Raw genomic sequence first — 6,997 nt, 5'->3', positions numbered from 1 at the left:
ACAATAATTAATTATGACAACCTTTTTTAGGACGTGACAGTAGCGCGTTTTTAGGCAGAAAATATAATTACTTAAAACAATATATAAATCAGTAATAAATTAAATCAATAATAAATATTAAACAAGAGCGTATTCAGTAAAATAAGAGTCCTACCCCTCTTATCTTTTACTTCTTACCTCTTACCTAAACAAAATGAGAACTAGTATAGTAAGAAATAAATCAAAGGATTTTGCTTTAAGAATTATACACCTATGTGAATATCTGAAAGAACAAAAAAGAGAATATGTAATATCTAAACAGATACTAAGGTCAGGAACAAGTATTGGTGCTAATTTAGCAGAACAAGAATTTGCTATCTCTGATCCTGACTATTTGAATAAAACAAGTATAGCCTTAAAAGAAGCTGCTGAAACAGATTATTGGTTAGAGCTCCTTTATAGAGCACAATATTTGACAACTACAGAGTATAATAATATTCACGCAGACTGTGATGAAATCATTAAAATGCTTGCACAAACCGTAAAAACCACAAAAGAGAAGTTGAATAGATAAGAGGTAAGAGGTAAGAAATGTAGCACAATTTTTAGGCAGAAAATATAATTACTTTAAACAATATATAATCAACAATAATAATAAATCCAATAATAAATTAATTCAATAATAAATATTAAACAAGAGTGTATTCAGTAAAATAAGAGTCCTACCCCTCTTATCTTTTACTTCTTACCTCTTACCTAAACAAAATGAGAAAGTATGCTATTATTACAGGTGGTTCGCGAGGTATAGGGCGCGCTATATGCGAAAAACTCGCACAAGACACCGATTATCATTTACTCATTGCTTACCAAAGCAATGAGGTTGCTGCACTTGAAACCCTCAATCACATCAAGAAATTAGGGCGTGAAGGAGAGATTATACGCTTTGACGTATCTGACCACCAAAGTACTACCGAAGCCCTTACCAAATGGCAACACGACAATAAAGATGCCGTAGTAGAGGTGATTGTGAACAACGCAGGTATTAACCGCGATGGACTCTTTATGTGGATGCCCCAAGAGGATTGGAGCAAGGTGATTTCCACTACTCTCGACGGCTTCTACAATGTTACTAATTTCTTTATCCAAAAGATGCTACGCCATCGTTATGGACGTATTATCAACATCTCGTCGGTATCGGGAGTGAAGGGAACCGCAGGGCAAACCAACTATTCGGCTGCCAAAGGAGCGATTATTGCGGCTACCAAAGCCTTGGCGCAAGAAGTAGCCAAAAGACACATCACCGTGAATGCCATTGCTCCTGGGTTTATACGCACTGATATGACCTCTTCGCTCAACGAAGAAGATCTCGTGAAACTTATACCGGTAGGTCGTTTTGGGGAAGCCGAAGAAGTAGCTGACCTCGTATCGTTTTTGGTATCTAAAAAAGCTTCGTATATCACCGGAGAAGTGATTAATATCAACGGGGGAGTGTATAGTTAGGTAAAAGGTAAAAGATAAAAGGTAAAGCCTGTGAGGGTTCACAGCTGGGTATGTGAGTAAAAGATAAAACCAGTGAGGGTTCACAGCTGGGTATGTGAATAAAAGATAAAAGGTATTGCATAAGAAGCGTTGGCAAAGGTCGTAGCACGACCTTTGCCAACGCTTTCTTAATAATATCAATTGTTAATAAAGAATTATCCTTGGTGAGTTTTCTTCAATAAATCGTTTACTACTTTTACGGGGTTGAAGGTGATGATAGGTACTTCTACGAATAGGGTAATCCAGTGAGCCATTGAGCCGTTCCACAAACCGGGGAGTTCCAATGCTTTTAGCGGTCTGCCCATAAAGGTTTTGGAGGTTATAAAGGCTTGGTTAGGATCTACGTACTGTTGTAAATCGAATTTCTCGCCTTTGTAGTTCTTCGTGCCACAAACCAAATCTACGGGGTTAAAGTGAGTAGATTGCTGGAAAATTTCCTTTTGCTTGGCATCTGCCATATTCACCTGTGCAGATTCGATGATTTGTAAACTATAACCTTCACCATCTTTCACCCAGAAAGGACCTCCACCGGGTTCTCCTTCGTTCTTCACCATTCCGCATACGCGTATAGGGCGATTCAGTTGCTCTTTGATAAACTCCATAGCATATTGACGGCGGAATTTATAGAGATAATCGGGAACAGAGATATTAATTTCTTTGAGGAAATCGAGGATATGCTTAATCTCTTTCTTCTTAATCTTATCATTATCTATACGATGTAGGATTTTAAACACTTCGTCTTGTACTTCACATAGTTTTCCGGCGAGCGCTTCTTTGTAAAACACGGTCTCATCGGTATACTTTTTCACTACCACATTATCTATATTCTTGATGAAGATGATGTCGGCATCGATATCGTTGAGGTTGCTGAGTAGCGCTCCGTGCCCCGCAGGGCGAAAGACTAAATTACCTTCTTCGTCGCGGAAAAACTCATTATCTTCGGTTACCGAAATTGTATCAGTACTTGGTTTTTGGTAAGAGAAAGTTACGTCGAAAGTAATGTTATATCGTTCTTCGAGTATAGGTTTGATATGGTTGAGTTCCTTATAAAAAGCTTCGGTATGCTGCTCGGTGATGGTGAAGTGTAGGTGTGCTTCTTCTTCATCGGAGGCATAAAGTACTGCTTCGCGGAAGTGCTCTTCAAAAGGAGTGGCGATTTTCTCGGAATGCTTATGGAAAGGTAGTAATCCCTTAGGCATATTGCCATAGCCCAACCCTTCTTCATTGAGAAGCGTATTGACGATGATGTGTTTTTGGATATCTTCGTTTAGTGAGGAAAAGTCGGGGTGATTTTTATCAATAGCAGCTTTTAAGATAGGATAAAAGGCAAAGCGTTCGAGACCTTCGAAGAAGGTTTTAACTTCTTTGTTACCTGTTCTATTGACATAAGCTATAAATGACTCACGATCGGGTTCGAAATCGTCTCGGAAAGCGAAAAGAGCTTTAAACATACGGGTAGCCGCACCAGAGGCAGGTACGAATTTGAGGATAGTGTTACCTCGCTTTCGTTTTTGATAAATAGCAGCGTACTTGGCGGCTTCTTCTTTGCTGAGCGGAATAATACCATCGTCTATCACAGCGGCTTTATACAGTTGTATAGGAGGAATTCCTTGTTTGAATTGTGCTATTTGGGCATCGAGTATTTCTTCGGAGATCCCTTTTTTAATGAGCAATTGGCGGTCTTTTTCTGTTAATTCATTCATAATATAATAGTTTCGTTTAACATTCTAAAACTTACGATTGTTTTAGAGGACAAAGATATAAACAAAAAAAGATAAAAGCAAATAAAAAGCAAAAAAAGTTTTTGGAAGATAAAAGGTAAAATTTATGACAGCTGAGTATGTGGCAAATTAGAGAATTAGGAAATGAGAAAATGAGGAAATGAGAAAATGAGAAAATGAGGAAATGAGAAAATGAGGAAATGAGGAAATTAGAGAATGAGGAAATTAGAGAATGAGGAAATTAGAAAATGAGGAAATGAGAGAATGAGGAAATGAGAGAATGAGGAAATGAGAGAATGAGGAAATGGGGCGTGAGCTTGTAGCTCATGCTGACGAAGGGACTCGGGGGTGTGAGCTATATGAGTATTCTTATTATTTAGTTTTTGAAATCACAGATTCTTCTGTAGCTATATCGGCTTTTGCGCGGTCTCTTCCTATTTGAAAGCCTATGGTAAGGAGTATTGCTATCACCCAAATAATAGAGAGCACCAAGCGTCTTTCTTTATTTTTCTCGCGATAAGCACTTACTAAAAAGATACATAAAAATACAATAGCTAACCACATAATATAAGGATTTAATGAGAGATATAATACAAAAATTCGCCTGTAGCTTTCCCTAATCTATAAATAAAAAATATAGACAAGATAATAGCTACAAGGGTTAGTCTTTTGTCACTAAGAATAAGGCGACGGACTGAGGTAAGAAAATTCATAAGTCTTTCTGGATATTCCCTACAAATTCTCCTAAGGCATAAAAAACGCCATATAAGAACCACCATAGTAGAATGGCTAAGAATATCATTTTGAGTATGGATACTGTTTCTGATTCTTTTGTTTTCATATTACAAACGAGTATTAGTGTTAATAACTATTGTCCGAACAATCCTTCAAGGAACCCTTGTTTGGCGGAAGTCCAGTTGTTGTACAGATAGGTGATTGCCATTAGTATTAGGAAAGCGCCTATAATTCGGTTTGGTTTTGATTTTTTCATATGCTTATTATTAAAAATGCGAATTAAGGAAAATGTTGGGAGGGTCATCACATACAGGCATTATAAAAGTCATCAGCGTTGTTTACCTTTTTCATACCCCTCATAAAAGGAGTTTAATAGGCTGTCGATGTCTTGTGCTAAGATAGCGACCAAAAGAGCTATAACTATTACAATTAAGATTTTTGTACGTGTTTTCATAACGTATGTGATTAAATTTCGGTACAAAGGTAGTGAATTATTATTTATAAAACAAAAATAATAATGCCAATAATGCTAAAAATGCCAATAATGCCAGAAATACTGATAATTAACTTTGCCAAAAGTGCGAGCCGCACGGGCTGTTAAATTAGCAGATTAGCAAATGTGGAAATTAGCAAATGTAGAGGGTTGAGGGATTCGGAAGATATCGGAGAAGTTCGGAAGAGGTTAGGGAGAGGTTTTGATGAAAAAAGGGTGTAAGGAGGGTGGGGTTAGCTTATAGAGAGCTTATAGGAAGCTTATACGAATCTTGGACGATTGGTATAGAAAGGGTATATAAAAAGTTGATTCATAACACAATACAACGAGTATAAAAATGGTAAAAAGAGGGTTTCGAGGCGAAAGAAAGAGGAATAGGTGATAGGCCTTAGGCCATAGGCACTAGGAGGGAGTATGACGGAAAATCAAAAGAAACCTCCCCCTTCTCACATACCCTGCTCTTGCAGACTTCCATTCAAAGGGGGAATGTGGTGACGGAAAAGGGAAGAAAAATTAGAGAATTAGCAAATTAGAAAATTAGTAAATGGGACACGAGCTATAAGAAACGCGTCAGCAAAGGTGAGCCATAGAGGTAGGAGGGAGGTTCGTTAGGTAAAAGATAATAAGGTAAAGCCAGTGAGGGCTTAAAGCTGGGTATATGAGTAAAAGGTAAAATGGATATATTTAGCTTATACGAATCTTATAGGATAGAAGTCTCTGTTTTGGTAAGAGGATATCTGTAAGGAAGCGTTTTCGTAGAAAAAAGAACTATGTAAATAGGGATTGTGTAGGATATATAACGAATGTAAGAACTTACAGCGCTGGGGGTGAGAAAATATTTATGGGTGAATTGCTAATTGATAATTATTTTCTATCTTTGCCGAAAATTTACCCATTTATGAATGTAAGATTTACTATACTCACTACTACAATGTTTGCCCTAATGGCTTGTAATAACGGGCAACAGGAAATAGCTGTTGCCGAAGATGCTCTTGCTAACACTCAAAAAGCTGAGGAAGCACGCGATAAGAGTAACGAAAGAAATCCGTTTGGTGCGGGTGGGGCGAATTTTTCTAACAACGTATCGCTACCAGCTACACAGCAAGGAGCAAAGCTCAATCCGCCTCACGGAGAGCCAGGACACCGTTGTGATATAGCCGTGGGGGCTCCGCTACCCAACGACGGCAATGTGATAGCCCAAACGCAAACACAAGCACAGCCTGTGAGTAGTGCCGATGCTAAGCCCGTAGTTTCGGGAGGTATGCCACAAGTGCAACAGGTGCAGGTGGCACAACCTCAGACACAGCAAGGGGTGGCGACGAAGGGACAGAAACTGAATCCGCCTCACGGGCAACCAGGGCACCGTTGTGATATACCGGTGGGCGCTTTGCTGAACAGTAAGCCTGTGAAACAGCAAGCACCAGCTACGCCTAAAACGGTAGAGCAACAAATAGTTATCGACCCCAAAATGGCACAACAGCACACGGGGACTACTGAACCGGGCTTTTCGGGGAAGCCTAATCCGCCTCACGGGCAACCGGGACACCGCTGTGATATAGCGGTAGGAGCGATATTGCCATAAAAAGATGCGCAAGGGGTGATTTTTAATATGTAAATGAGTGAAAAAGTAGCAATACAGGGTATCAAAGGTTCGTTTCACTATCAGACGGCTGAGAGTTACTTTGGCAAAGACATAGAGGTGCTGGAATGTCGTACTTTTGATGCGGTAGTGAAAGCACTGTTGAAAGGCGATGCTGACTGGGGCGTAATGGCTATTGAGAATAGCATTGCAGGAGCAATATTACCTAATTATGCGCTTATAGACCGCCATAACCTGCATATTACAGGGGAGCACTATATGAACATACAGCACCACTTGATGGCGCTAGAAGGGCAACGCTTAGAGGATATTACTGAGGTACATTCGCACTATATGGCACTGTTGCAGTGTAAGGATTTCTTTCACGATTATCCTGATATACGACTGGTGGAATCTCCTGATACAGCTGAGGCAGCACGACAGATACACTTGCAACAACTCAAAGGGGTGGCGGCTATTGCTTCGGCATCGGCTTCTGAGCTCTACGGCTTGCCTATTATTGCGGAAAGCATACAAACCATTAAGCGTAATGTTACCCGCTTTGTGGTACTTAAAACTACTGATGCACACCTACCCAAAAGAGATATCAATAAGGCGACGCTTAAATTCCAAGTATATGACAAGAGTGGTAGCTTGGCAACGGTGCTGAACGTGTTACGTGATTATGATATGAATATGACTAAAATACAGTCGTTGCCTGTAATAGAGACTCCTTGGAAATACGCATTCTTTGTAGATGTGGTGTTTGATAGCTATGCCCGATACCAACAAGCGATGCAACTTTTGGATATTATGACAGAAGAGCTAAAAGTATTAGGGGAATATGAAAATCGGTTGAACAGTGAGAGCTATTCAAAATCAATCATATAGAAAATAAATATAAAAAAACAGATTAAAAGATAGCTTCTATATCAAAAATATTGACTAATA

Annotated in this window: 9 protein-coding genes; 4 read left to right on the top strand and 5 right to left on the bottom strand. The window is 39.2% G+C overall.

The genetic code is table 11. The features are described 5' to 3' along the window. Window positions 1-193: 193 nt before the first annotated feature. Window positions 194-553 carry a four helix bundle protein gene (locus HMPREF1320_RS03560; protein ID WP_034553999.1) on the top strand — a complete coding sequence of 120 codons (360 nt, stop codon included), beginning with the start codon at window positions 194-196 and terminating at the stop codon, window positions 551-553. Window positions 554-744: 191 nt separating this feature from the next. Beyond that, window positions 745-1,479: a 3-oxoacyl-ACP reductase FabG gene (gene fabG / locus HMPREF1320_RS03555; RefSeq protein ID WP_002674825.1), complete on the top strand. Its 735-nt coding sequence runs from the start codon at window positions 745-747 to the stop codon at window positions 1,477-1,479. Between the two features lie 194 nt (window positions 1,480-1,673). Here fabG and HMPREF1320_RS03550 read toward each other — a convergent pair whose 3' ends face one another. From HMPREF1320_RS03550 to HMPREF1320_RS11740, 5 genes are all read right to left on the bottom strand, one after another. Next, window positions 1,674-3,221 carry a DUF4301 family protein gene (locus HMPREF1320_RS03550; protein ID WP_009751511.1) on the bottom strand — a complete coding sequence of 516 codons (1,548 nt, stop codon included), beginning with the start codon at window positions 3,219-3,221 and terminating at the stop codon, window positions 1,674-1,676. A gap of 390 nt (window positions 3,222-3,611) precedes the next feature. After that, window positions 3,612-3,803, bottom strand: a complete 192-nt coding sequence (locus HMPREF1320_RS03545; RefSeq protein WP_009751547.1) for a hypothetical protein — start codon at window positions 3,801-3,803, stop codon at window positions 3,612-3,614. Between the two features lie 145 nt (window positions 3,804-3,948). Continuing rightward, window positions 3,949-4,080, bottom strand: a complete 132-nt coding sequence (locus HMPREF1320_RS03540; protein WP_002677128.1) for a hypothetical protein — start codon at window positions 4,078-4,080, stop codon at window positions 3,949-3,951. 27 nt (window positions 4,081-4,107) lie between these two features. Further along, window positions 4,108-4,230, bottom strand: coding sequence for a hypothetical protein (locus HMPREF1320_RS11745; RefSeq protein WP_009751489.1), 123 nt, complete (start codon window positions 4,228-4,230; stop codon window positions 4,108-4,110). Window positions 4,231-4,302: 72 nt separating this feature from the next. Further along, on the bottom strand, window positions 4,303-4,428 hold the full coding sequence (locus tag HMPREF1320_RS11740; protein ID WP_009751499.1) for a hypothetical protein: 126 nt from the start codon (window positions 4,426-4,428) through the stop codon (window positions 4,303-4,305). Window positions 4,429-5,365: 937 nt separating this feature from the next. Between HMPREF1320_RS11740 and HMPREF1320_RS03535 the strand changes: the two genes are divergently transcribed. Further along, window positions 5,366-6,049, top strand: coding sequence for a hypothetical protein (locus tag HMPREF1320_RS03535; protein ID WP_009417385.1), 684 nt, complete (start codon window positions 5,366-5,368; stop codon window positions 6,047-6,049). A gap of 33 nt (window positions 6,050-6,082) precedes the next feature. Then, complete coding sequence (locus tag HMPREF1320_RS03530; protein WP_009751521.1) at window positions 6,083-6,937, top strand: prephenate dehydratase; 855 nt, start codon at window positions 6,083-6,085, stop codon at window positions 6,935-6,937. The last annotated feature ends 60 nt before the right edge of the window (window positions 6,938-6,997 follow it).

Source organism: Capnocytophaga sp. oral taxon 335 str. F0486, from assembly GCF_000277665.1.
In the GTDB taxonomy this organism is placed as follows: Bacteria; Bacteroidota; Bacteroidia; order Flavobacteriales; family Flavobacteriaceae; genus Capnocytophaga; species Capnocytophaga ochracea.
The sequence above is the reverse complement of the archived record's forward strand: the minus strand, read 5'-3'. Positions and strand labels throughout refer to the sequence as shown.

Coding starts and splice junctions, on each gene's coding strand:
- HMPREF1320_RS03540 (WP_002677128.1), bottom strand. CDS start 4,080: ATGAAAACAAAAGAATCAGAAACAGTATCCATACTCAAAATGATATTC.
- HMPREF1320_RS11740 (WP_009751499.1), bottom strand. CDS start 4,428: ATGAAAACACGTACAAAAATCTTAATTGTAATAGTTATAGCTCTTTTG.
- HMPREF1320_RS03535 (WP_009417385.1), top strand. CDS start 5,366: ATGAATGTAAGATTTACTATACTCACTACTACAATGTTTGCCCTAATG.
- HMPREF1320_RS11745 (WP_009751489.1), bottom strand. CDS start 4,230: ATGAAAAAATCAAAACCAAACCGAATTATAGGCGCTTTCCTAATACTA.
- fabG (WP_002674825.1), top strand. CDS start 745: ATGAGAAAGTATGCTATTATTACAGGTGGTTCGCGAGGTATAGGGCGC.
- HMPREF1320_RS03545 (WP_009751547.1), bottom strand. CDS start 3,803: ATGTGGTTAGCTATTGTATTTTTATGTATCTTTTTAGTAAGTGCTTAT.
- HMPREF1320_RS03560 (WP_034553999.1), top strand. CDS start 194: ATGAGAACTAGTATAGTAAGAAATAAATCAAAGGATTTTGCTTTAAGA.
- HMPREF1320_RS03530 (WP_009751521.1), top strand. CDS start 6,083: ATGAGTGAAAAAGTAGCAATACAGGGTATCAAAGGTTCGTTTCACTAT.
- HMPREF1320_RS03550 (WP_009751511.1), bottom strand. CDS start 3,221: ATGAATGAATTAACAGAAAAAGACCGCCAATTGCTCATTAAAAAAGGG.